Annotated in this window: 4 protein-coding genes; all 4 read left to right on the plus strand. The window is 55.4% G+C overall.

From position 1 onward, the window contains the following. The coding region (locus ACPLUI_RS13715) for a LytR/AlgR family response regulator transcription factor (protein ID WP_424660809.1) at window positions 1-752 on the plus strand (752 nt) is incomplete at its 5' end. Between the two features lie 170 nt (window positions 753-922). Beyond that, window positions 923-1285 carry a hypothetical protein gene (locus tag ACPLUI_RS13720; protein WP_424660810.1) on the plus strand — a complete coding sequence of 121 codons (363 nt, stop codon included), beginning with the start codon at window positions 923-925 and terminating at the stop codon, window positions 1283-1285. A gap of 98 nt (window positions 1286-1383) precedes the next feature. After that, a complete protein-coding gene (gene acpS / locus ACPLUI_RS13725; protein WP_424660811.1) occupies window positions 1384-1788 on the plus strand; it encodes a holo-ACP synthase in 405 nt (134 codons plus the stop codon). 22 nt (window positions 1789-1810) lie between these two features. Next, the coding region (locus tag ACPLUI_RS13730) for an NAD(P)H-hydrate epimerase (protein ID WP_424660812.1) at window positions 1811-2591 on the plus strand (781 nt) is incomplete at its 3' end.

Raw genomic sequence — 2591 nt, forward strand, 5'->3', positions numbered from 1 at the left:
CGGCCCGGCAGGAATTGCGTTACGCCTTGAGCAGCTTTGATAATATTGAAATTGTGGGTGAGGCCACCAATGCCCAGGAGGCTATGGCTCTGATCAAGGCCCTGGATTACCAGGTTCTTTTCCTGGACATCTCAATGCCGGGGATGAGCGGTCTCGAACTGGGGGCGGTTATCCAGGAACTGCCCAGGCAACCGCAGGTGATTTTTGTGACCGCTTACGATGAATATGCAGTTCGGGCCTTCGAGGTCAATGCGGTGGATTACCTTTTGAAACCTGTAGACCAGGGCCGCTTAAAAAAGGCTGTAGACAAGGTGTTGAAGAAATACCAGGAATTGAATCCGGCCGAAACTGCGGCGGCGGCGGAGGGGGAAGTTGCTGCCCCTGCTTTCCGGGGGGGCAATGGTGCCGGGCAGTTTAAGATCGACCGCATCCCCGCGGAAAAACAGGGCAAGACGGTCCTGGTCGCCGAATCGGACATTGTGTATGCATTTACGGAACAGGATTATATTTACATTAAGACTTATGCCGATAAGTTTTTTACCCGTTTCACTTTAAAAGAACTGGAGGCCCGTTTGAACCCCAACATGTTTTTCCGCACCCACCGGTGCTATATAGTAAACCTCCACAAGGTAAAGGAAATAGTGCCTTTCTTTAACGGGACTTACAACCTGGTGGTTGATGACAGGGAAAACAGCGAGGTCCCGGTGAGCCGGGCCCAGGCAAAGAAGCTGCGCAAGATCCTGGGTTTCTGAGCGGAGTGAGGGGACAAATTACAGTAAACGGCATGGCATATGCTCGTGCCGTTTACTTTTTTTCAGGGTTCTTTTTTTAGCCAGGGACCGGTATAAATAGTTGTCTTTTGGTGAAAAATATGTTGAAGATTACTGGCAGGAAGTTGTTTTGGAGCGTAAACCTGGCATGGATGGTGATTTTAATGCAGGCAGTTTGGGATATGTTGAGCGACCAGAAGATCTGGAACCTGTTGGGTGACGTAGAGCGCCCCCTGGATGAGGATGTTACTCGTCTGATGTTTATTGAGCTTTTTAGCCGCGTAAAGGTTCTGGAAGAGGAGAATCTTGCTCTGCGTGTTTTGCTGATGGAGCAGGGGCTGGTGGATGAGGAGTTGTTCGCCCTCACACGGAGGGCGGTGCGGGAATTTCTCAAAGAAAAGGATGACCAGCGGGCGGCAGAGAGTGAGTTTTTTGCCCGCTCCGGGATCCCCTTCCCCGAATGGGTGAACTTTAAGTTGCGTGGGACCTTCAGCAACAGCGGCGAAGGGTTTTGAGGGAGGGTTTTCTAACTTCATGGAGAACTATTAAAAAAACCAGGGCAGGTATTACCTGGTAAAGGGTTTTCAGTGAAACCCTGACCGGGCGGGAGGAAATGATGGAACGCGATACGCGAGCTGGCGTTTGTGGCGTTGGTTCGGACCTTGTTTCCGTCGGAAGGATCAGACAAGCAGCCCGAAAATTTGGTGAGCGTTTTACAACCAGGGTTTTTACCGAACGGGAGCGCCGGTACTGTGAGGCCCGCCGGGACCCCTATCCCTGTTATGCGGTACGTTTTGCCGCCAAAGAAGCGGTACTGAAGGCTCTGGGGACCGGCCTGGCTGCCGGCTCCACCTGGCGGGACGTGGAAGTAATTTCCGGAAAGAGGGGCGAACCCCGGGTGGAGTTGTACGGCCGGGTCGCCCTGCTTGCCAGGGAGCGGGGAATTCAAAAGTTCCTTATCACCCTCTCCCATGACGGGTCGTACGCCGTCGCCTTTGTGGTGGCCCTTGGTGATTAACTGATGAGCGAGGTGTTCTCCCATGCGGGTGGTTACCGGAGGGCAGATGCGAGAGCTGGACCGCGCTGCCATGGAAGATTACGGTATACCGGGGCTGGTCTTGATGGAAAATGCCGGCCTGGCGGTAGTACGGGTCGTCCAGCAAGTGCTGGGTGAAGTGGCGGGTAAGCGGGTGGCTGTCTTCGCGGGTAAGGGAAATAACGGGGGGGACGGACTGGTGGTGGCCCGTCACCTGTTTAACGCCGGGGCGGAGGTCAAGGTTTTACTCCTTGCCAAACCAGAGGAAATTAGCGGAGATGCGGCCGTCAATTTAGCTATCTGGCAGAAAATGGGCCAACCGGTATATCCCGTGGCCAGGGGCGAGGACTTGAATGCGGTGCGCCTTTTCCTGGTAGGTGCCCATGCAGTGGTGGATGCCATCTTTGGCACCGGGTTTAAAGGTGCGGCCCGGGAGCCGGCAGCGGGTGTGATTGAAGCCATTAATGCCAGCGGAAAGCCGGTGGTGGCCGTGGATATACCTTCGGGGGTGGAAGCTGATACCGGGCAGGTGCACGGCCCCTGTGTGCGGGCCACCCACACCGTAACCTTTGCCCTGCCCAAGCTGGGCCTGGTGCAGGAGCCCGGGCGCAGTCATGTTGGGGAACTGCATGTGGCCGATATTTCCATCCCTTCTTTCCTGCTGGAAGATGGTACTCCCGGCCGCTACCTGATCACGGGAAAAATGGTTCAGGAATGGTTGCCTCTCCGGCCTGCCTGGGCCCATAAAGGAACCTGCGGCCGGGTGCTGGTGGTGGCCGGTTCCC

It is taken from the genome of Desulfofundulus sp. (assembly GCF_049701015.1).
Classification (GTDB): domain Bacteria; phylum Bacillota; class Desulfotomaculia; order Desulfotomaculales; family Desulfovirgulaceae; genus Desulfofundulus.